This is a genomic window from Sedimentitalea sp. XS_ASV28, assembly GCF_041224545.1.
Classification (GTDB): domain Bacteria; phylum Pseudomonadota; class Alphaproteobacteria; order Rhodobacterales; family Rhodobacteraceae; genus Sedimentitalea.
On record NZ_JBGFGP010000095.1, the window covers coordinates 1 to 297 of the forward strand.

The following is a 297-nucleotide window of genomic DNA, read 5'->3' on the forward strand; positions in this document are numbered from 1 at the left end:
TCGAAGAGATCGCGGATTTCACCGACGGCTTGCCATAGATTGTGGATGGTTCGGGCACCGATCCGCCGCAGATGCGCCTTCAGCTTGGAAAATACCATTTCGACGGGGTTCAGATCGGGGCTGTATGGCGGCAGAAAAAGAAACCATGCGCCGCGCTCCTGCAGGATAGCCTTGGCCTTCTCGCTCTTGTGGACGGCCAGATTGTCGAGGAATGAGGAGGGTTAGAAAACGATCCGGTGGATCGTTTTCCCGACGAATGACGTCGCCCGGTTGCAGGGTCGGGGCGAGCTGGGTCTC

General features: G+C 58.2%; 1 pseudogene. It reads right to left on the reverse strand.

Annotation, left to right across the window (positions count from 1 at the left end):
• Nucleotides 1–297 (reverse strand): annotated as a pseudogene (locus tag AB9K34_RS05590) (transposase); the annotation flags it as partial.